Annotated in this window: 17 protein-coding genes, 1 tRNA gene and 3 pseudogenes; 13 read left to right on the top strand and 8 right to left on the bottom strand. The window is 59.8% G+C overall.

Annotation, left to right across the window (positions count from 1 at the left end; all coding sequences use genetic code 11):
• The first annotated feature begins 32 nt into the window (after positions 1-32).
• From ACIPOO_RS06655 to ACIPOO_RS06645, 3 genes are read left to right on the top strand one after another with little or no spacing between them, the layout of a single operon-like run.
• Positions 33-728 carry a fumarylacetoacetate hydrolase family protein gene (locus ACIPOO_RS06655; protein ID WP_400605320.1) on the top strand — a complete coding sequence of 232 codons (696 nt, stop codon included), beginning with the start codon at positions 33-35 and terminating at the stop codon, positions 726-728.
• A 30-nt stretch (positions 729-758) separates the two neighbouring features.
• Positions 759-1,523 (top strand): SDR family oxidoreductase, encoded by a 765-nt coding sequence (locus ACIPOO_RS06650; RefSeq protein WP_274133637.1) that lies wholly within the window; start codon positions 759-761, stop codon positions 1,521-1,523.
• Between the two features lie 31 nt (positions 1,524-1,554).
• Positions 1,555-2,508: a 2-hydroxyacid dehydrogenase gene (locus tag ACIPOO_RS06645; protein WP_274133636.1), complete on the top strand. Its 954-nt coding sequence runs from the start codon at positions 1,555-1,557 to the stop codon at positions 2,506-2,508.
• 102 nt (positions 2,509-2,610) lie between these two features.
• Here the strand turns inward: ACIPOO_RS06645 and ACIPOO_RS06640 are convergent, their stop codons facing one another.
• The gene (locus tag ACIPOO_RS06640) at positions 2,611-3,510 is read right to left on the bottom strand and encodes a LysR family transcriptional regulator (RefSeq protein ID WP_274133635.1); all 900 of its coding nucleotides are present in this window, start codon (positions 3,508-3,510) and stop codon (positions 2,611-2,613) included.
• 217 nt (positions 3,511-3,727) lie between these two features.
• Here ACIPOO_RS06640 and ACIPOO_RS06635 point away from each other — a divergent pair, with 217 nt between their 5' ends.
• Positions 3,728-4,414, top strand: coding sequence for an energy-coupling factor ABC transporter permease (locus tag ACIPOO_RS06635; protein WP_400605317.1), 687 nt, complete (start codon positions 3,728-3,730; stop codon positions 4,412-4,414).
• A gap of 27 nt (positions 4,415-4,441) precedes the next feature.
• Here the strand turns inward: ACIPOO_RS06635 and yacG are convergent, their stop codons facing one another.
• The 6 genes and pseudogenes from yacG to pilB form a co-directional block, all read right to left on the bottom strand.
• On the bottom strand, positions 4,442-4,645 hold the full coding sequence (gene yacG / locus ACIPOO_RS06630) for a DNA gyrase inhibitor YacG (RefSeq protein ID WP_274133633.1): 204 nt from the start codon (positions 4,643-4,645) through the stop codon (positions 4,442-4,444).
• Complete coding sequence (coaE, locus tag ACIPOO_RS06625) at positions 4,645-5,265, bottom strand: dephospho-CoA kinase (protein ID WP_400605314.1); 621 nt, start codon at positions 5,263-5,265, stop codon at positions 4,645-4,647. Before coaE ends, yacG begins: the two co-directional genes overlap by 1 nt.
• A complete protein-coding gene (locus ACIPOO_RS06620) occupies positions 5,262-6,134 on the bottom strand; it encodes a prepilin peptidase (RefSeq protein ID WP_400605312.1) in 873 nt (290 codons plus the stop codon). Before ACIPOO_RS06620 ends, coaE begins: the two co-directional genes overlap by 4 nt.
• A gap of 2 nt (positions 6,135-6,136) precedes the next feature.
• Positions 6,137-6,619 (bottom strand): annotated as a pseudogene (locus ACIPOO_RS06615) (type II secretion system F family protein); the annotation flags it as partial.
• A 68-nt stretch (positions 6,620-6,687) separates the two neighbouring features.
• Positions 6,688-7,354 (bottom strand): annotated as a pseudogene (locus ACIPOO_RS06610) (type II secretion system F family protein); the annotation flags it as partial.
• A gap of 2 nt (positions 7,355-7,356) precedes the next feature.
• Entirely contained in the window at positions 7,357-9,051 is a 1,695-nt protein-coding gene (gene pilB, locus ACIPOO_RS06605; RefSeq protein ID WP_400605310.1) for a type IV-A pilus assembly ATPase PilB, read from the bottom strand.
• Between the two features lie 226 nt (positions 9,052-9,277).
• Here pilB and ACIPOO_RS06600 point away from each other — a divergent pair, with 226 nt between their 5' ends.
• From ACIPOO_RS06600 to ACIPOO_RS06580, 5 genes and pseudogenes are all read left to right on the top strand, one after another.
• On the top strand, positions 9,278-9,715 hold the full coding sequence (locus ACIPOO_RS06600; protein WP_400605308.1) for a prepilin-type N-terminal cleavage/methylation domain-containing protein: 438 nt from the start codon (positions 9,278-9,280) through the stop codon (positions 9,713-9,715).
• 57 nt (positions 9,716-9,772) lie between these two features.
• Positions 9,773-9,848 (top strand) — tRNA-Thr (locus ACIPOO_RS06595).
• Between the two features lie 252 nt (positions 9,849-10,100).
• Positions 10,101-10,325: pseudogene (locus ACIPOO_RS06590) on the top strand (integrase); the annotation flags it as partial.
• 72 nt (positions 10,326-10,397) lie between these two features.
• On the top strand, positions 10,398-10,979 hold the full coding sequence (locus ACIPOO_RS06585; protein ID WP_400606314.1) for an SPOR domain-containing protein: 582 nt from the start codon (positions 10,398-10,400) through the stop codon (positions 10,977-10,979).
• 154 nt (positions 10,980-11,133) lie between these two features.
• Positions 11,134-13,038 carry an acyltransferase family protein gene (locus tag ACIPOO_RS06580; RefSeq protein ID WP_400605306.1) on the top strand — a complete coding sequence of 635 codons (1,905 nt, stop codon included), beginning with the start codon at positions 11,134-11,136 and terminating at the stop codon, positions 13,036-13,038.
• A gap of 68 nt (positions 13,039-13,106) precedes the next feature.
• Here the strand turns inward: ACIPOO_RS06580 and nadC are convergent, their stop codons facing one another.
• Positions 13,107-13,955 (bottom strand): carboxylating nicotinate-nucleotide diphosphorylase, encoded by an 849-nt coding sequence (gene nadC, locus ACIPOO_RS06575; RefSeq protein WP_400605304.1) that lies wholly within the window; start codon positions 13,953-13,955, stop codon positions 13,107-13,109.
• 420 nt (positions 13,956-14,375) lie between these two features.
• Between nadC and ACIPOO_RS06570 the strand changes: the two genes are divergently transcribed.
• From ACIPOO_RS06570 to surE, 4 genes are all read left to right on the top strand, one after another.
• Positions 14,376-16,607, top strand: a complete 2,232-nt coding sequence (locus ACIPOO_RS06570) for a DUF1631 domain-containing protein (RefSeq protein ID WP_274133623.1) — start codon at positions 14,376-14,378, stop codon at positions 16,605-16,607.
• Positions 16,608-16,911: 304 nt separating this feature from the next.
• Positions 16,912-17,460 carry a 1,6-anhydro-N-acetylmuramyl-L-alanine amidase AmpD gene (gene ampD, locus ACIPOO_RS06565; protein WP_400605302.1) on the top strand — a complete coding sequence of 183 codons (549 nt, stop codon included), beginning with the start codon at positions 16,912-16,914 and terminating at the stop codon, positions 17,458-17,460.
• A gap of 15 nt (positions 17,461-17,475) precedes the next feature.
• The gene (gene ampE, locus ACIPOO_RS06560) at positions 17,476-18,312 is read left to right on the top strand and encodes a regulatory signaling modulator protein AmpE (RefSeq protein ID WP_400605300.1); all 837 of its coding nucleotides are present in this window, start codon (positions 17,476-17,478) and stop codon (positions 18,310-18,312) included.
• 21 nt (positions 18,313-18,333) lie between these two features.
• Entirely contained in the window at positions 18,334-19,104 is a 771-nt protein-coding gene (surE, locus tag ACIPOO_RS06555) for a 5'/3'-nucleotidase SurE (RefSeq protein WP_400605298.1), read from the top strand.
• Positions 19,105-19,174 lie beyond the last annotated feature (70 nt).

Raw genomic sequence — 19,174 nt, 5'->3', positions numbered from 1 at the left:
TCTGGATGAAACGGGCCCCCCAAGGAACACCCATGAACCACTTCGTATTCGAACCCCTGCGCACTTGCAGCCTGCCGGTTGCCGACAGCGACGCGCGCTTTCCCGTTGCCCGGGTGTTTTGCCTGGGGCGCAACTATCACTGGGGCGATTCGCCCAATGGCGCCCGTGAAGTGCCGGCGTTTTTCATGAAGCCCGCCACCTCGGTCATCGATGCCACCGGCGAGCTGGGGTTTCCCTCCCAGACCGACCAGTTCTGCCATGAAATCGAACTGGTGGTGGCCATCGGCAAAGACGGCTTTCAGATCAGTGAAGCCCAGGCACTCGAACACGTCTGGGGCTATGCCGCAGGCCTGGACCTGACCCGCCGTGATTTGCAGATGGCGGCCAAGGCGGTGGGCAATCCGTGGGAGCCGGCCAAGGCGTTCGACGGCTCCGCGCCGATCACCCCAATCCGCTCGGTGCAAGTCCATGGCCATCCGCGGCAAGGCGCGATCTGGCTCAGCGTCAACGGCGTCGAGCGCCAGCGTTCGGACCTTGAAAGCCAGATCTGGTCGGTGGCGGAGATCGTCAGCCAACTCTCTCATTCGGTCGGCCTGCGCGCGGGCGACCTGGTCATGACCGGCACGCCGCCTGGCGTTGCATCGCTGCAAGAGGGCGACGTCATCCAGGGCGGTATCGACGGTATTGGCACATTCGAAGTTCGGGTCGGCAGCCGTCGCGCTGCCTGACCCATTCCCACAGGCAAAAGGAGAACAACAATGACAGAACAATCTCTCTCGAAAATCGCCCTGGTCACCGGCGCAGGCAGCGGTATCGGTCGTGCCGTGGCGTTGGGCCTCCTGGAAGACGGCTACAAGGTGGTGGTGACCGGGCGTCGCATCGAGCCGCTGGAAGAACTGGTCGCACTGGCCCGCGAGCAGGGCGGCGAGGCGCTGGCGGTGTCCACCGATGTTCGCGATCCGGCCAGTGTCGACCGCCTGTTCGCGACCATCGAGGAGGTCTACGGCCGGCTCGATGTGGTGTTCAACAACGCAGGCGTCAATGCCCCTGCGGTGCCGATGGACGAGCTGCCGGTGGAAAAGTGGCTGAGCGTGATCGACACCAACGTCACCGGGGTTTTCCTGTGCAGCCGTGGCGCCTTCGGCCTGATGCGCAAGCAGTCGCCTCAGGGTGGCCGGATCATCAACAACGGTTCGATTTCGGCCCACGTGCCTCGTCCGTTCACCGCGCCTTATACCGCCAGCAAACACGCCGTGCTGGGCCTGACCAAAAGCCTGGCGCTGGATGGCCGCGAGTTCAATATCGCCTGCAGCCAGATCGACATCGGCAACGCGCTCACCGAGCTGTCGGTGCGCATGACCAAAGGCGTGCGCCAGGCCAACGGCACGACCGCGGTCGAGCCGATGATCGACGTCAAGCACATCGCCGATGCCGTGCGTTACATCTCGGCGCTGCCGCTGTCGGCCAACGTCCTGAACATGACCGTGATGGCCACCAACATGCCTTTCGTGGGCCGTGGCTGAACCTGTCTGAACCGAGATGAGCGAGGCATCGATGAAACCAGAAATCCTGCAACTGAGCCCCATTCTGATCCCGGAAGTCAACGCGCGCCTGAACGAGCTGTACACCGTGCGCCCGTACTTCCAGCAGACCGACAAAGCTGCCTACCTGCGTGAGCATGGCGCCAACATTCGTGGTGTGGTCACTGGCGGACACACTGGCATCACTCGTGCTGTCATGGAGCAACTGCCCAAGGTGGAAGTGATCGCGGTCAACGGCGTTGGCACTGATGCGGTCGATCTGGCCTATGCCCGGGACCGTGGCATCCGCGTGACTGCCACCATCGGCGCGCTCACCGAAGACGTCGCCGACCTTGCCATCGGCTTGCTGATCTCGGCCTGCCGCGGCCTGGGCACGGGCGACCGTTATGTGCGTTCAGGGGAGTGGGCCAGAACTTCGACGCCGCTGGTGCCGCTGCCACTGGCAAGGCAGTTCAGCGGCATGCGCGTGGGCATCGTCGGGCTGGGCCGGGTAGGGCGCGCAGTCGCCACTCGCGCCGCGGCGTTCGGCTGCCCGATCAGCTACACCGATCTCAACGAAATGAGCGACGTACCCTACACCTTCGTCAGCGATCTGGTGGAACTGGCTCGTCAAAGCGACGCGCTGATCGTCGCGGCGGCGGCTGACAAGGCCAAGGGCATCATCAACGCCAATGTGCTCGCGGCGTTGGGGACTGAGGGTTACCTGATCAACGTGGCCCGTGGCAGCCTGGTCAACGAGCCCGCGCTGATCGCAGCTCTTGAGTCCGGGTCGATTGCCGGTGCGGGACTGGACGTATTCGTCGACGAGCCCCACGTGCCAGAGGCATTGTTCGGGCTGGAAACGGTCATCCTGCAACCCCACCGCGCCAGCGCAACCGTGCAGACGCGCACGCGTATGGGCCACATGGTGCTCGCCAGCCTGGCAGCGGTATTGAACGGCCAGGAGCCCGTGGGCGCCGTCGCGTGAAACACCGACCCGTAGCAGTCCGGCCTGCCGGCGTCGGCGCCCTCAAGATCGCTATCGCCGGCAAGCCATGCTGCTACGGGATTTGTGGGGTACTGGATAGGGTCAGAACCCCGCCGACCCCAACGCCAATTCCTCGACCAGAAAATCAATGAACGCGCGGGTTTTCATCGGCACACGGCGTGCCGACGGATATACCGCATTCACCGAAATCGCCGGCGCCTGCCATTCGCACAACACCGGCTTGAGCCGGCCATCGGCCACAGCCCTTTCGACGATGAAGTTGGGCAGCAGCGCGATGCCCATCCCCGACACCGCTGCTTGCGCGAGGATATCCCCGTTGTTGGCGTGAAGCGGGCCGCTGACCGTCACGCGCTGGGTTTCCTTGCCGTTGCACAGTTGCAGGCTGATGCCGCTTTGCAGGTAGCCGTAGCTGAGGAACTGATGGCTGGCCAGGTCCTTGGGCGACTGCGGCGTGCCGTGCCTGGCCAGATACTCCGGCGAGGCAACCATCACCCGTGGCGCCGGTGCCAGGGAGCGGGCCACCATGGAAGAGTCGGGCAGGCTGGCAATCCGGATGGTGACATCAAACCCGCCTTTCACCGGATCGACCTGCTGGTCACTGAGCACAATCTGCAGCTCGACATTGGGATGCAATTCGTTGAAGCGCGGCAGCAACGGCCCCAGCCGGCTCAGGCCAAACGACATCGGCGCGTTGACGCGCAGCACGCCGCGGATCTCGCCCATTCCGGTGCGGGCGCGCTGTTCGGCTTCGTCCAGCGAGGCGATGACATCACGACAGGCGTCGTAGTACTCGGCGCCGGCTTCGGTGAGATGCAGACTGCGTGTAGTACGTTGCAACAATTGCACGCCGATGGCTTCTTCCAGCGCCTGGATCTGTTTGCTGACTTTCGAGCGGGGCACGTCCAGTGCGCGGGCGGCTGCGGCGAAACCGTTGGCGCCCACCGTGGCGACGAACGCGCGCATGCATTCGATGCGATCCATAGATGTCTCTTGGCTGGAAACAATGAGCGCCAAGTCTATGGATTCACACCCAGAAATGAAACTGGCCAAGGTAAGGCTTTGGGCCACTACACACATCTGCTTACAGCTGCGAGGGTGAATAAACCGAGGTTTTGCGGTGTTATCGGGTTTGACACGCAGGCTTTTTCAAAAGGTGTAGGCTGCCCTTAATCCGAACCCATAAAAAGAAGTCGTCGCCATGATCGGAGCACAAGTTCTCACCCCCGAAACCATGATCCTGGGCTGGATGCTCTACCTTCCCCTCATTGCATGGGCGCTGTGGCGTTGTCCGTGGATCGAACTGATCACCGACACCCGTCGCCAGCACGTGTTCTTCGGCACGGTGTTCGCCCTGTTTCTGCTCTGGTTGCTGCGCCGCGACTTCGACACCGGCGTGTCCTATCACTTCATCGGCATGACAGCCGTGACCCTGTTGCTGAACTGGCCGCTGGCGATTGTCGGTGGGTTGATGGCCCAGTTGGGCATGCTGTCGATGGGGCATCAGGACATGGCGTCGATGGGCGTCAACGGCCTGTTGCTGGTGGGCATTCCGGTCATGGTGACCGAAGCCTGCTGCCTGTTGGTCGAGCGCGCACAGCCCAAGAGTCCATTTACCTACATCTTCTGTTCCGGATTCTTCGCCGCAGCGCTGACCGCGCTGCTCTGTCTGCTGCTAGCGATGGGTTTACTATGGGTGGGTGGATTGTTCGCCATGCCGGAATGGCTGGGCGACTTCATCGGCTACCTGTGGCTGATCATCTTCCCCGAGGCGTTCATCAACGGCGTGATCGTGACTGCGTTGGTGGTGTTCTGCCCCGAGTGGCTGGAAACCTTCAACCGCTCGCGGTATCTGTCCGAACCCTGGGTCGATGACGGTGACACCTGACGGCAACGCATCAGGTGTCACGCCCGGTCAATGCTGACGCGGGTCCAGTTCACCCGAAAACAGCTCGTCCTCGGCATCCGGCGCGACCGGAATCGCGTGCTCTTCCGCAGCCCAGGCGCCCAGGTCGATCAGCTTGCAACGGTCGGAACAGAACGGCCGGAACTTGCTCGCTGGCGTCCATTCCACAGGCGCTCCGCAGGTTGGGCAATTGACGGTCATTGGTTGGCTCATCATTGGCCTCCACGCAAAGTTAGATAAAAGTGATGCAGGCGCTCGACCTCGCTTTTCAGCCACGCAGGGTCACGGTCATTGACGATGACATCGTCAGCCTGACTCAAGCGATGCTCGCGGGTAGTCTGGGCCTTGAGAATCGCCCGGACCTGTTCCTCGTTGGTCTTGTCGCGCAGCACCGTACGCTCGATTTGCAGCGCCTCTGGCACATCGATCACCAGCACCCGCTGAACCATCTGGTGCTGAGTGGTTTCCAGCAACAGCGGCGAAACCAGAACCGCGTAGGGTGATTCTGCGCGGGCCAGGTAGTCACGAATCTCTTCGCGGATCAACGGATGCAGCAAGCCCTCGAGCCAGGCCCGCTGCTGCGGATCCTTGAAAATCAGCTCGCGCAACGCCGCCCGGTTCAGCGTGCCATCGGCCTGCAGTACTCCCGCGCCGAAATGCTCGGCGATCTGCGCCAGGGCAGGGCGTCCGGGCTCGACCACCCAACGCGCGGCATTGTCGGCATCGACCAGATGTACGCCCAACTCGACGAAGCACTGCGCAGCGGCGCTTTTGCCACTGCCAATGCCGCCCGTCAGGCCCAGGATCCAGGGAGTTGTTGCGTGAGAGGTCATCTGAAACCGGCGATCTGCAAATACGAAGTGGTTATTTGAGCACCCCAGAGCAATGCGATCCAGCCCGCAATGGCCAGATAAGGCCCGAAGGGGATCGGCGTGCTGGTCTGGACATTGCGAACGCGCAGCAGAATCAGCCCCAGCACTGCCCCGACAATCGACGACAACATGATCGTCAGCGGCAGGATCTGCCAGCCACCCCAGGCGCCCAGCATGGCCAGCAGCTTGAAGTCGCCGTAACCCATGCCGTCCTTGCCGGTGAGCAGCTTGAACACCCAGAACACCGCCCACAGCACCAGATAACCCGCCACCGCGCCCCACAGCGCGTCAGTCAGGGTCGCAAACAGCCCGAACCCATTGACGATCAGCCCCAGCCACAGCAGTGGCAGTACGATGGCATCGGGCAACAGCTGATGATCGGCGTCGATCAGGCTCATCGACAGCAGCCCCCAACTCAACACCAGCGCCGCACCCGCCTGCCAGCCAAAGCCAAAATGCCACGCCACGAAGGCCGACATCAGCCCGCACGCCAGCTCTACCAGCGGGTAGCGCTTGCTGATGGGCGCCTTGCAGCTCGAGCACTTGCCGCCCAGGAACAGATAGCTCACCACCGGCAGGTTTTCCCATGCGCGGATCCTGTGCGAACAGTGCGGGCAGCGGGAGTGGGGCAGGATCAGGTTGAAGGTTTCTGCCTGCGGTTCTGGCGGCAGCTCCAGCACTTCACGCGCCTGGATCTTCCAGTCGCGCAGCATCATCGTCGGCAGACGGTAAACCACCACGTTGAGAAAACTGCCCACGAGCAGGCCCAAAATCAGGGTGCATAAAACAAAGGCCAGCGGGGAGCTGGCCAGGAGTTCGGGGAGGGACATGGCTAGACGACGTTTCCGAGCTGGAAGATGGGGAGGTACATGGCGATAACGAGGCCGCCGACGATAACGCCCAGAACGGCCATGATCATCGGTTCCATCAGGCTGGTGAGACTGTCGACCATATTGTCGACCTCATCTTCGTAGTAAGTCGCAACTTTATCCAGCATGGAGTCGAGCGCACCAGACTCCTCGCCGATGGCAGTCATTTGCACCGCCAGCATTGGAAATACACCGGTACTTCGCATCGAGAAATTGAGCTGCATGCCTGTTGAAACGTCTTGCTTCACTTTCTGTACGGCATTTCGAAAGACAACGTTGCCGGTGGCTCCAGCGACCGAGTCCAAGGCTTCAACCAGCGGGACACCAGCGGCGAAGGTCGTTGATAGGGTACGGGCGTACCGTGCAACCGATGACTTGAAAATCAACGGCCCGATAACGGGCAATTTCAAAAGCATTCGATCAACGTTGTCCCGGAATTTTTCAGAGGTGTTGTGGGTCCTTCTGAACGCTGCGATTGCAATCACCAGACCTATCAGTACGAAGTACCAATAGTTCTGGAGCAATTCAGAAAGGCCGATCACCATCAATGTGAAGGCTGGAAGCTTTGCCCCAAAGCTTGAGAAAACTGCCTGGAATTGAGGCACTACTTTGATCAGCAGAATGCCGGTCACGATGAAGGCCACGATAATGACAGCTATCGGGTAGGTCATGGCCTTTTTGATTTTCGCTTTAAGGCGTTCGGTCTTTTCTTTGTAAGTGGCAACCCGATCCAGCAACGACTCCAGCGCACCTGCCTGTTCTCCGGCATCAACGAGGTTGCAGAACAGGTCGTCAAAATACTGCGGCTTTTGGCGCAGTGACGCCGCCAGGCTATGTCCCGAAGCAACATGCTGCTTGATGTCGTCCACAAGCTTGCGCATGTTCGGGTTGTCAGACCCTTCGATGATGATGTCAAACGATTGCAGCAACGGAACGCCCGCTTTCATCATCGTGGCCATCTGGCGGCTGAAGAAAGCGATGTCCAGCGGTTTGATCTTTTTGCCCGCACCAAATATCGAGACCGCTTTCTTGCGGACTTTAGTCGGGTTGATCCCTTGTTTACGCAGTTGCGCTTTTACCAGTGCCGGATTATGACCGTTTATCTCGCCCGTCTGTTTGGCGCCTTTTCGGTCTATACCTTCCCAGGTATAAATGCTGACCTTTACTGCTTTAGTCGCCATGGTTAATCCTTGGTCACCCGATTGATTTCCTCGAGGCTTGTGAGGCCATGCATGGCCTTCAGCAGACCAGACGTGCGCAAGTCGTTGAATCCATCCTTGCGCATTTGTTCTGAAATTTCGATGGAGTTGCCTTCCTCCATGATGATGCGCTCCAGTGCCGGAGTGCTTTTGACCACTTCGTAAATCCCCACGCGACCTTTATAGCCCGCATTGCACTGTTCGCAACCTACTGGGGAGTAGAGCTTGAAAGAGCCGATCTTCTCTTCCGGAAAGCCTTCGGCAATGAGTGTCTCGCGTGGGATATCGACCTCTTTCTTGCAGTGCGGACATAGTTTGCGCGCCAGCCTTTGGGCAATGATCAAGTTGATGGCGGTGGCAATGTTGAACGCCGCAACACCCATATGGTGCAGGCGCGTCAGGGTTTCCGCCGCACTGTTGGTGTGCAGGGTGGACAGTACCATGTGCCCGGTTTGCGAGGCCTTGATCGCAATTTCGGCTGTTTCAAGGTCTCGAATCTCACCGACCATGATGACGTCAGGGTCCTGACGCAGAAATGCCCGCAGTGCCTGGGAGAAATCCATGCCCTGACGCGGGTTGACGTTGACCTGGTTGATGCCTTCCAGATTGATCTCCACCGGATCTTCGGCAGTGGAAATGTTGATGTCAGGGGTGTTCAGGATATTCAGGCCAGTGTACAGGGAAACCGTTTTACCCGAGCCCGTCGGGCCGGTGACCAGAATCATTCCCTGTGGCTTGCTCAAGGCGTCAAGGTACAAAGCTTTTTGATCCGGCTCGTAACCGAGTGCGTCAATACCCATCTGGGCGCTTGTCGGGTCAAGGATCCGCATTACGATTTTTTCGCCCCAGAGGGTTGGCAGCGTGTTAACGCGGAAATCGATTGCGCGGCTTTTTGAAATGCGGAGTTTGATCCGACCGTCCTGGGGTTTGCGGCGTTCTGAGATATCGAGGCCAGCCATGACTTTGAGTCGGGCTGCGATACGGCCAGCCAGTTGAGTCGGTGGTTTAGCCACTTCATGCAGGATGCCGTCGGTACGTAGTCGGACGCGGAATATTTTCTCGTAAGGTTCAAAGTGTAGGTCCGACGAGCCAAGTCGAATGGCGTCCATCAGCATCTTGTTAACGAAACGCACAACAGGGGCATCATCTGCATCCTGCACGGCAATGCTGCTTTCGTTGCTGTCGTCAACCGCTTCAATTTCCAGGCCCAAGTCGACGTCAGAAATATCATTTAACCCGGAGTGGCTGTCGAAGAACTTCTCGATGGCCGCAGTCAGTTTGTCGTCTTCGACCAATATCGCTTCAGTGTTGAGGCCGGTGCTGAACTGGATATCAGTGATCGCCTGATGGTTAGTCGGATCGGATACGCCGACAAACAACTTGTTGCCGCGCCGCCACAACGGCAGCGCCGAGTGCTGGCGCACCAGCTTCTCGCTGACAAGACCCTTGGGTTGGCTTTCCTTGTCTAGGGTGCTCAGGTCGAGAAACGGCAGGCCAAACTGTTCCGACGCAAGTTCGGCCAGTGTCAGGCTCTTGACCAGCTTGTTCTGGACCAGGTAGTTGACCAGCGAAACCTTGTCGCGGCGTGCCTGCTGGTAGGCCTGTTGAGCAGATTTTTCATTGAGGAGTTCGGCTACGACGAGTTGCTTCGCCAAACCAGTGAGGACGACATCAGTCATTACAGCCACCAGACACAGACATTAGACCGTTTATAGCGTAGTCAGGCGTAGCTGCCAAATAGACGTGCATAAGGTGACAAAAATTGTCAGTTAGTGCTGGAGGTGAGGACGGCTAACACCTTGGAGCCTGGATTGTGCCTCAGTAAGAAATACGCTCCCGCTTTGGCACGACGAATGCTTTACCACCGTGGGAGCACCACCTAATTTGACGCTTGGAGTAGTAGCGATGAATGCACAAAAAGGTTTTACGTTGATCGAACTGATGATCGTGGTTGCGATTATCGGTATTTTGGCTGCTGTTGCGATTCCTCAATACAGCGATTACACGTCCCGGGCTAAAGCCGCAGCGACTGTCTCAGACCTGTCGACTTATAAGACTGCAGTTGGCATGTGCAGCCAGGAAACTGGTTCCCTGACCGCTTGCGCAGCCGGCAGTAGCGGTGTTCCTGCTGCTGTTGATACCCTTAACGTGACAACCTTAAAGATCAGCAACGCTGGTGTGATGACTGGTAACAGCGCTGCTACAGACACTTCAGGCAAGGCCCTCGCGTTTACTCTCACCCCAACCTATGCGGCCGGTGATGCGAACATGACTTGGACCATGACTGGCACCATTTGCGATGACAAGCGCGGCCTGAAAAAAGGCCAAGGCGACTGCAAATAAGTAGCTGACAGCGTGTAAAAGTTCTGCCAGTTGAGTTAATTAGAACTGGCTAGAGCTGCCGAAATAGCTCAGTCGGTAGAGCAGCGCACTCGTAACGCGAAGGTCGCAGGTTCGATTCCTGTTTTCGGCACCAGTTCAGGTTCCAGCGAAGGCTACCAAAATCTCTGGAACCCCCGTAAAACCCGCCTTCTGGTGGGTTTTTTCATTATGGCGTTTCATCGGATTCCGACAGCTGCCAGCCGATTTAGGGGTAACGTTTGGGATAAAGTCGATTCGATAACGGGGTTTACCCTTATGGCTCGTACTACTGCTCCCTGACCGACACCGCATGCCGTTCGGCCAAGCCTACTGAACGCCCCTACAAGCTTTTCGACGGTGACGGTCTTTACCTGTGATGTTGTCGCTTCATGTGTTTGTCCGCTCCAGCGAATTGCGCTTCGCACGTTGGAGCGAGTTCGAGCTGAAGCGCGGCGTACGGGAGATACCTGACACGCGGCCCGCGTTGGACGGCGTTCCGTATTCGACCAGAGGGACGAAGATGGCGGGTGACATCCACCTGGTCCCGCTTTCACCGCAAGCGGTAGCGTTGCTCGAACAGATTCATGCGATCCCATCTCATCTTTCGCCACTCCCCCGGCCGTTGCGGCTGTCTCGCTCGTCAAAGGAATTGAAGCGCAAGGCTATGGATATCATCGGTGCTCTTGTTGAAGTAGCCAAGGTGTTGAGCCTGGTCAATATGGAGGCCGGCACGTACGGACCGCCGACCTGGCCGAGGCGGCACAAGACCTTTCTTCGGGTCGTGTCATTGCTCATTGCGGTCCCGCTCCTGCTGCTCATGCTCCCGTTTTCGGGAATCCTGATCGCGGGCGGGATCTATCTGTTTTGTGTGCTGATCGTTCTGCTGCTCAAAGGCGAAAGCAAGCCTTCACCCGGCATGCGCTTCTGTGGTTTTTGCAGCGGCGAGACGGCGCTGGACACCGCCCGATGCGCGCATTGTTTCAGCTACGAAGCGGTGGGTAATCCTGCGGCTGGCGCGGCTGCGCGTGTCGAGTGCTGGGGTGTGGATGTGTTTTGCAAGGCGCAGACACGTGGCAACGTGGTGGGCAAGATCAAAGCCATGGGCCTTTCGGTGATGGAGGAGGGGCTGGTCAAGGTCACGGTCGGACCCTTCAACTCCCAGTGGGAGGCCAGCAAGGCGGTGAAGGCGTTGCGTCGTGCTCACGGTATGGAAGGGTATGTCATCTGGACGACCGTGCCTGAGTAAATGACAACCCCGGCAGGGCGTGGGCCGCTCTGCAATAAGCCTATGCGCTGCTGTTTCATTGCCGCTGCGCCCGCAGCGCGGGTACACTCGGCGCCCTCATTCACCGCGACCCGCTTGGCAGTCTGCCTTGCCGTCCTCATCTGCAAGACAAGCGATGCTTACCAATCAGAAATACCGGGCCGACATTGACGGCTTGCGGGCAATTGCCGTTCTTTCCGTTGTCATCTATCACGCGTTTCCCGCATTGCTGCCCGGCGGCTTCATAGGCGTTGACGTTTTCTTCGTGATTTCGGGTTACTTGATTACCGGCATCTTGCTCAAGGAACTCGAGTCCGGGACTTTCAGCATCTTCAAGTTCTACCTGCGAAGGATCCGGCGGATCTTCCCGGCGCTGTTGCTGGTGCTGGCGGCCTGTCTGATCGTTGGCTGGTATGTGTTGTTCGACGATGAGTTGAAGGCGCTCGGCAAGCATGTGTTTGCCGGGGCCGGTTTCATTTCCAACATTGCCCTTTGGCGCGAAGTTGGATATTTCGATGCCGCCGCTGAAACCAAACCGTTGCTTCACTTGTGGAGCCTGGGGATCGAAGAGCAGTTCTACCTGTTCTGGCCGGTCGCCCTGTGGGTGGGCTTTCGGTGCAGGAAAGTGGCGGTCTGGGGTTTCGCGCTCCTGATTGCGTTGTCGCTTTATGCGAGTGCCGTGAAGGTCAGCACCGATCCGACGGCCGCGTTCTATTCACCGCTCACCAGGTTCTGGGAGCTTGCGCTGGGCGGAGCCCTTGCCTATCTGCATGCAGGCAAGGCGATGAGTGCTCATCGTCTGCGCTGGACCCAGGAGGTCAGCGCTGTCGGCGGGATGCTGTTGCTGGCTGCGGGGCTGGTGCTGATCGACAAGACCCGATCCTTCCCGGGCCTGTGGGCGCTGTTGCCCGTGGGTGCGTCGCTGCTGTTGATCGGGCCTGGCCGGAACTCCTGGATCAACCGGCAAATCCTGTCGAACAGGCTGGCGGTGTGGGTCGGTTTGATCAGCTTTCCGCTGTACCTGTGGCATTGGCCGATCATGTCGTTCTCGACCATCGTCTCCAGCCAGTTCGCCGAGCCTTGGTATCGCGCAGGCGCGGTGGCGCTGTCGGTGTTGCTGGCGTGGATCACCTACAAGGTCGTGGAAACCCCGGTGCGCAAGTCCCGGACCAACACCAACGCCGCAGTGCTGGGGGTCATGATGGTGATGGTGGCAGCGCTGGGGATTTCGGTCTTCAGGGGTACGCTGTTCGATCTGCGGCAAGTGAGCCCGATGGCCCAGGACATGGGGCATGCCAGGTTCTTCGATTACATGAAGGCCAACTTCTACCCCTGTGCGGATGAAGGCGTGAGGGCGCAATCGGAGACTTATGAAATCTACACCCGATGCATGCAGTCCAGGGCAGACAAGGACGTTGATGTCGCGATCATTGGCGACAGTCATGGGGAACATCTGTTTGTCGGTCTGGCAAAAGCCATGGACCAGCACACGGTCGCTTACTACATCCAGTCGAGTCCGCCTTATCTGAGCAATCCGCGATTCAAATACATCTTTGATTTCGTGAAAGATCACCCCTCGATCAAGAAAGTCCTGATCACCATGCACTGGATTCAGCGGATCGATGAGATACCCGCAGGATCGACTCTCGAAGCCGAAGTGTATTCAACGGTGGAATATCTGGAGTCGTTGGGCAAAGAGGTTTACCTGGTCGATGACGTCCCTCGATTCCCTTTCGGCCCTCAAGACTGCGTGAGCCGGGTGGGTACCACTACCCGTCATTGCTCGATTCCGTTCGCGCAGGCCAGCAAGGAACTCGATGCCTATAAAGCCCAACTGGTCGATGTGGCCAAGCGGGATGTGCGCGTGAAATACATTCCGGTGAGCCAGTACCTGTGCAATGCCGATGACTGCACGATGGTCAAGGATGCGCAGTTGCTCTACCGGGACAATAACCATCTGAACGTGCACGGCTCGTCCATGGTTGGCAAGTTGATCGTGCGCGACAACCCCGAGTTGTTGTCCGGGTTTGGCGGAAGTTGATTGCGCATTCCCATTGAAGAAAAACCCGCTACGGCGGGTTTTTCGTTTTCAGGCTCAACCCGTGCCGGTCAGATGCTCAACCGCATCGACAGGTCCACCGCCTTCACATCCTTGGTCAGCGTTCCGATCGAGATGTAGTCCACGCCCGTTTCGGCAATGGTGCGCAACGTCGCATCGGTGACGCCGCCGCTGGCTTCGAGTTTGGCGCGGCCAGCGGTGAGGCACACGGCTTCGCGCATGTCGTCCAGGGACAGCTCGTCGAGCATGATGATGTCGGCGCCGCCGTCCAGGGCCTGTTTCAGTTCGTCCAGGCTTTCGACTTCCACTTCCACCGGTTTGCCGGGGGCGATCTTGTGGGCTGCGGTAATGGCTTGGGCGATGCCGCCGCAGGCTGCGATGTGGTTTTCCTTGATCAGGAAGGCGTCGAACAGGCCGATGCGGTGGTTGTGGCAGCCGCCGCAGGTGACGGCATATTTCTGCGCTAGGCGAAGGCCAGGAAGGGTCTTGCGGGTATCCAGGAGCTTGACCTGGGTGTCGGCGACCATGTCAGCATAATGCTGCGAGCGAGTGGCGACGCCCGAGAGCAACTGCAGGAAGTTCAGCGCGCTGCGCTCGCCGGTGAGCAGGGAGCGTGCAGGGCCTTCAAGATGGAACAGAGGCTGGTTGGGCTGGACACGGTCACCGTCGGCGACTTGCCAATGCACGGCCACGCGCTGATCGAGCTGGCGGAACACACTGTCGACCCAGGCGGTGCCGGCGATCACGGCGGCGTCGCGGGAGATCACGGTGGCCTTGGCCAAGCGCTCGGCGGGGATCAGTTGCGCGGTGATGTCACCACTGCCGATGTCTTCTAGCAACGCACGGCGTACGTTGGCTTCGATTTCTGCGGTCAGTGCGGCAAGACGAAGATTCGGCATATCGGACTCCACTTACTAAGTCGCCGGAGTATAAGACAGTCGTCTGTACCAACCCACCCACGCTGGAACATCCATTTGAGGGGATGTGCTGCATTTTGTCGGTTTTTTCCCGTTTCATGCGACAGAACGCGATTTCCGCGGTCTATCCCTGCACGTGCCGCTCCGTCTGGGCCTACGCTTGTAGCAGCGATGCATTTTTGGGACCCGGACCACGAGACCGCTGGCGAGCGGAAGGCATTTCAAAGATAATTCGCCCCGCAGTTGATGTCATAGCCTTGACGTCATAGTTTTGACGTATGCCGTAATATCCCAGGGACTACACACTCGCGATCCGTCCAGATGGAGCCTGCCTCCAACTGGTCTCAGGTTGTGGCGCAAGCAGTGGCTGTTGTAAGTGATGGTTGATGAATGGAGTCCTTGATGCAGAACGACAGTAAAGTGGTGCCGTTGAGCAAGACGAGCTCCGATCATTCGGGTGCCTCGCCTGTCGCTCGGCTGCCCGTCGTTTTGCTGCAGGTGCGCGACAAGGCCGCCCAGCAGCTCAAGGAAAGCCTTCAGACCCTATTCGACAACGCCGATGACACCCTCTTCGAGATGGCGGACCGGGCGCGCAACAACGCCGAGCAGAGCATCTTCTTCGAAGCCATGCGCGACTTGCGCCTGAAGCGAAAGAGTATCGAGCGCAATTTCCTCGACAAATTCTTTGAATCCTTCCTGCGCCTCGGCCAGTACGAAATCGCCGAGCCGATCCTCAGCGACCCCGTTTCCTTCGACAAGCTGGCGCTGGTTCACAATGATGACCTGGAACGCACGGTTGCCGTGGACAGCATGGTCACCAAGGTCATGAACCGTGACGGTGTCGCGCTGGGCCAGTTGACCACGCGCCTGAACGAGTTGATTCCCCAGAGCCTGACCGACGAAACCAACCCCCTGGGGCCGACCCTGCTGTGTGATTTCTTCTTGCAGGCCGGGCGCAATCTGGGCGTCGAGATCAAGGTCAAGCTGATCATTCTCAAGCTCTTCGAAAAGTACGCGCTGAGCAATGCCGATCAGCTTTACGAAGAAGCCAATTACCTTTTGATTTCCGCCGGTGTGTTGCCGGATCTGAAAGTGTTGCCGTCGCGCCGCTCTACCGACCGTTCGGCAGACGCAGCGCCCGCAACCGAAGCCCAGCGCGCCGACAGCGCTGCGCTGGTGCAGGCCGCCGAGAAGCTCGACAAGAGCGTGCAGGAAGTCTTCGGCGCTTTGCAGGAGCTGCTGGTGCATGTGCGCGGCAACCTCACGCCGCGCCCGGACAGCGTCACTGAAGCACGGCCGATTTCCAGTCAGGACCTGCTGCGCCTGCTGTCCCATCTGCAGCAATACGTGCCTCGCGCCGAAACCCCGGATGACTTCGACCTGCGTGCGCAGCTCGAGCAACTCATCGGTCGCGTGAGCGCGCGCAGCGGCAAGTTCCGCACCGTCGGTGCAACGGATGAAGACGTCATCAACCTCATCTCGATGCTGTTCGAGTTCATCCTCGACGACCGTAACCTGCCATCTTCCCTGCGCGCGCTGATTGGCCGGTTGCAGATTCCGATGCTCAAGGTCGCGGTGATCGACAAGAGTTTCTTCAGCCGTGGCAGCCACCCTGCGCGGCGCCTGCTCAACGAGATCGCTTCGGCAGCGCTCGGTTGGGGAGGACGCGACGACAGCCAGCGCGATTCGCTGTACTCGCGCATCGATCAGATCGTCCAGCGGTTGCTGCATGATTTCGTCGACGATCCGGCGATCTTCACCGAATTGCTGGTGGATTTCCTGGCGTTCACCAGCGATGAGCGTCGTCGCAGTGAGCTGCTGGAGCAACGCACCCGCGATGCCGAAGAGGGCCGTGCCCTGGCCGAGCTTGCGCGTCAGCAGGTGCAACAGGCGCTCAATGATCGCCTGCTGGGCCGCACGCTGCCTGAAGTGGTGGTGCGCCTGCTGCAGGAGGCCTGGAGCAAGGTGCTGCTGCTGACCTGCCTCAAGCATGGCGAGCAGTCGGCCGAGTGGAAGTCGGGGCTGCAGGCCATGGATGATCTGATCTGGAGCGTCGAGCCCCACGAGGAGCCCGAGGCCCGTCAGCGCTTGCTGGAACTGGTGCCGGGCCTGCTCAAGTCGCTGCGCGATGGTCTGAGCAGCGCGGCGTTCGATCCGTTTGCCACCAGCGAGTTTTTCAGCCAGCTCGAAGCGCTGCATGTGCAGGCGTTCAACAACGTTGCGCGAGCTCCACAGGCCGAGACGGCGCAGGAGCCCGCTGACGGGCCGTCGATGATGGCGGTGGTGGAAGAAATCGTGCTGGTTGCGCCAGGTGAGCAGGTGATGCGCGAGCCTTCACTGAACTTGCCCGACGACGATGCCGGGCTGCAACAGGTCGATACCTTGCGCCTGGGCAGTTGGGTCGAGATCCAGGAAGACGAAGACCACAAGCTGCGCTGCAAGCTGGCGGCGATTGTCGAGCCGAGCGGGCGCTACGTGTTCGTCAACCGCACGGGCATGAAAGTCCTGGAAAAAACCCGCATGGGCCTGGCCGTCGAATTCCGTCGCGGCACCATCCGCGTGCTGGACGATTCGCTGCTGTTCGACCGCGCCCTTGAATCGGTGCTGGGCAACCTGCGCAAGCTCAAAGGCTAAAACCCCTGTAGCAGCAGGGCTTGCCCGCGGGGCGATCTCAAGTACGCCCCCGCCGGCAAGCCGTGCTGCTACGGGTTGTTTACTTGTTCTTGGATCGCATGAACACCTCAATCCCCTGTAGGAGCGCGCTTGCCCGCGACGGCGGTCTTACCGGCGCCCCCGCCGGCAAGCCGGACTGCTACGGCGGCGGTGTTCGAATATCCGACGTGCAGGGTGTTTGCAACATCGGATCACCATTGCCCGCCACATCTCGTTCCATCGCGGGCATACTGGTCGCTGTCGATTCACGCTTTAAGGACCCTCCATGCGATTGGACCCTGCCACGGGCTGGTGTCACGGCGCGCATCCGTGCCCTTCGCCCAATTTCAATGACCGCCCCGAGGCGGAAATCTCGCTGCTGGTGATCCACAACATCAGCCTGCCGCCCGCGCAATTCAAGACGGGCAAGGTGCAGGAGTTCTTCCAGAACCGCCTGGACGTCACCGAACACCCCTACTTTGAAGGCATCGCCGAACTACGGGTTTCCGCACATTTTCTGATCGAACGTGATGGCGAGCTGACCCAGTTCGTCTCCTGTCTGGACCGTGCCTGGCATGCCGGGATCTCGGTGTTCGAGGGGCGCGAGACGTGCAACGATTTCTCCATCGGCATCGAGCTGGAAGGCACCGATGACCAGCCGTTCACCGACGCGCAATACGATGCGCTGATCGCCCTGACCCGACAGTTGCAGGCCGCCTGGCCCGCGATCACCACCCAGCGCATCTGCGGGCACAGCGACATCGCCCCGGGACGCAAGACCGATCCGGGTCCATGCTTTGACTGGGCACGGTTTCGTTCGGCTTTACAGGATTGAATCAAGGAGCAGGTGATGAGTTTTCTGGTGTTGCTGTTGGCAGTGTGGATCGAGAAGTTTTCCGCCCTGCGCCAGCGTGTTCAGCGTGACGCTCCGTGGCTGTACCAACTGAGCCGGCTGGAGTCGAACCCCAGTACGGCAAAGCGGCCGTGGTGGATACTGTCCCTGATCGTGCTGCTGCCGTTGCTGGTGCTGGCCCTGGTGCTGTGGATCGTCGGCTCCGTGGCCTATGGCTGGCTGGCGCTGCCGATTCACCTGCTGGTGCTGATCTACAGCCTGGGACGCGGGGACATCAAGGCCAATCTGGGATCATTCCGCGATGCCTGCCGGCGTGGTGATCAGGAAGCGGCCGTGCTGGTCGCCGAGCGCGACCTGGGCGTGCAGGCCGAGAACGAAGAGCAACTGCTCGGCGGTGCGCAAACCTACCTGCTGTGGCAGGTGTATCAGGGCTTCTTTGCCGTGATTTTCTGGTATTTCCTCCTGGGGCCGGTCGCGGCCTTGGCCTATCGCCTGCTGGCCCTGGCCGCTGAACATGGCAGGACTGCGCCGCTGGTGGAGCGCGCCACGCAACTGCGCCATGCATTCGATTGGGTGCCGGTGCGCCTGCTCGCCGCAAGCTTTGCCCTGGTGGGCAATTTCGTCGCGGTCAGCCGGGTGATGCTCGGTGAGTTGCTCAACTGGAACATCAGCGCCTCGCAGCTGATTACCAAGGTGGGCTGCGTGGCCGGCGAGGTTCCGGCGCCGGTTGTCGGCGTCGAAGGTGTGAACAGTCTGGATGTCTTGTGGGAATTGCTGATTCGCGCGGCCATCGTCTGGTACGCCGGTTTTGCGTTGTGTACCTTGTTTGCCTGATTGCCAGCCGAGGAGATGTGCATGCCCCCGAAGATCGAGCGAATCCTGATCACCAACGACGACGGCATCGACGCCCCGGGCCTTGAGGTACTGGAAGCCGTGGCCCGTGAGCTGGCCGATGAAGTGTGGGTAGTGGCACCGGATCAGGATCAGAGCGGCATTTCCCACGCCCTGAGCCTGCACCATCCGCTACGGGTGAAGGCCCGTGGCGAGCGGCGCTTTTCGGTGTCCGGCACGCCAGCCGACTGCGTGGCCATCGGTGTGCGCGAGCTGATGAAGCAGCCGCCGCAACTGCTGCTGTCGGGCATCAACAAGGGGGCGAACCTGGGCGTCGAAACCATGTTTTCCGGCACCGTCGGTGCGGCCATGGCCGGCTTGCTGATGGGCATTCCCTCGATTGCCCTCAGCCAGTTCTTCAGCCGCCGCGATGCGGTGAAGTGGGGCACGGCCCGTGCGCTGGCGCCCGATGTGATTCGCAAGGTCCTTGGGATGCAGTGGGGAGGGGACGTGTGCCTGAACATCAACTTTCCGGATGTCGAACCCGAGCAGGCCGGACCGCTGCAGATCACCCGGCAGGGCATCGGCCGCATGGACGGCCTGAACATCACCCAGCGCACCGACATGCGCGAGCAGGGTTATTACTGGCTGAATATCGACCGCCACGACCGCCCGGATTTCGATGACAGCGAAACTTGGGTCGTGACCCATGGCGGGGTGTCTGTGACGCCATTGCGCTTCGAGCGCACCGATATGAGTGTATTCGAACGGATGAAAAACAATCTGACCGAATGACCCGTTAATATCCGGCTAGTGTCTCTGCAAGTTGATTAAGTGGCGCTTTGACAGTATTCAGCGCGCCACT

The organism is Pseudomonas sp. NPDC090201 (assembly GCF_044746825.1).
Taxonomy (GTDB): domain Bacteria; phylum Pseudomonadota; class Gammaproteobacteria; order Pseudomonadales; family Pseudomonadaceae; genus Aquipseudomonas; species Aquipseudomonas putida_AD.
This window is presented reverse-complemented; position numbering and strand designations above follow the sequence as displayed.

Bases quoted from the DNA above. Each gene is read 5' to 3' on its own strand.
- ACIPOO_RS06655 (WP_400605320.1), top strand. From the start codon at position 33: ATGAACCACTTCGTATTCGAACCCCTGCGCACTTGCAGCCTGCCGGTT.
- ACIPOO_RS06650 (WP_274133637.1), top strand. From the start codon at position 759: ATGACAGAACAATCTCTCTCGAAAATCGCCCTGGTCACCGGCGCAGGC.
- ACIPOO_RS06645 (WP_274133636.1), top strand. From the start codon at position 1,555: ATGAAACCAGAAATCCTGCAACTGAGCCCCATTCTGATCCCGGAAGTC.
- ACIPOO_RS06640 (WP_274133635.1), bottom strand. From the start codon at position 3,510: ATGGATCGCATCGAATGCATGCGCGCGTTCGTCGCCACGGTGGGCGCC.
- ACIPOO_RS06635 (WP_400605317.1), top strand. From the start codon at position 3,728: ATGATCGGAGCACAAGTTCTCACCCCCGAAACCATGATCCTGGGCTGG.
- yacG (WP_274133633.1), bottom strand. From the start codon at position 4,645: ATGAGCCAACCAATGACCGTCAATTGCCCAACCTGCGGAGCGCCTGTG.
- coaE (WP_400605314.1), bottom strand. From the start codon at position 5,265: ATGACCTCTCACGCAACAACTCCCTGGATCCTGGGCCTGACGGGCGGC.
- ACIPOO_RS06620 (WP_400605312.1), bottom strand. From the start codon at position 6,134: ATGTCCCTCCCCGAACTCCTGGCCAGCTCCCCGCTGGCCTTTGTTTTA.
- pilB (WP_400605310.1), bottom strand. From the start codon at position 9,051: ATGACTGATGTCGTCCTCACTGGTTTGGCGAAGCAACTCGTCGTAGCC.
- ACIPOO_RS06600 (WP_400605308.1), top strand. From the start codon at position 9,278: ATGAATGCACAAAAAGGTTTTACGTTGATCGAACTGATGATCGTGGTT.
- ACIPOO_RS06585 (WP_400606314.1), top strand. From the start codon at position 10,398: ATGGATATCATCGGTGCTCTTGTTGAAGTAGCCAAGGTGTTGAGCCTG.
- ACIPOO_RS06580 (WP_400605306.1), top strand. From the start codon at position 11,134: ATGCTTACCAATCAGAAATACCGGGCCGACATTGACGGCTTGCGGGCA.
- nadC (WP_400605304.1), bottom strand. From the start codon at position 13,955: ATGCCGAATCTTCGTCTTGCCGCACTGACCGCAGAAATCGAAGCCAAC.
- ACIPOO_RS06570 (WP_274133623.1), top strand. From the start codon at position 14,376: ATGCAGAACGACAGTAAAGTGGTGCCGTTGAGCAAGACGAGCTCCGAT.
- ampD (WP_400605302.1), top strand. From the start codon at position 16,912: ATGCGATTGGACCCTGCCACGGGCTGGTGTCACGGCGCGCATCCGTGC.
- ampE (WP_400605300.1), top strand. From the start codon at position 17,476: ATGAGTTTTCTGGTGTTGCTGTTGGCAGTGTGGATCGAGAAGTTTTCC.
- surE (WP_400605298.1), top strand. From the start codon at position 18,334: ATGCCCCCGAAGATCGAGCGAATCCTGATCACCAACGACGACGGCATC.